Source organism: Acinetobacter sp. GFQ9D191M (genome assembly GCF_011174875.1).
Classification (GTDB): Bacteria; Pseudomonadota; Gammaproteobacteria; order Pseudomonadales; family Moraxellaceae; genus Acinetobacter.
Window position 1 is genome coordinate 694 of sequence record NZ_JAALGV010000170.1, and the last position, 353, is coordinate 1,046.

Below are 353 nucleotides of genomic sequence, written 5' to 3' on the forward strand. Positions count from 1 at the left end.
GTGGGTATCAAAGACACAGTTAAGACTACTGTAACTGGCGTTGAAATGTTCCGTAAACTTCTTGACGAAGGCCGTGCTGGTGAGAACTGTGGTATCTTGCTTCGTGGTACTAAACGTGAAGACGTACAACGTGGTCAAGTACTTGCTAAACCAGGTTCTATCAAACCGCACACTAAATTCGATGCAGAAGTATACGTACTTTCTAAAGACGAAGGTGGTCGTCACACTCCATTCCTTAACGGTTACCGTCCACAGTTCTACTTCCGTACAACTGACGTAACTGGCGCGATTTCTTTGAAAGAAGGCGTTGAAATGGTTATGCCTGGTGACAACGTAGAAATGTCAGTAGAACT

General features: G+C 44.5%; 1 protein-coding gene. It reads left to right on the forward strand.

From position 1 onward, the window contains the following. Window positions 1-353, forward strand: a 353-nt coding sequence (locus G5T77_RS16945; protein ID WP_252719429.1) for an EF-Tu/IF-2/RF-3 family GTPase, incomplete at both ends; no start/stop codon positions are given.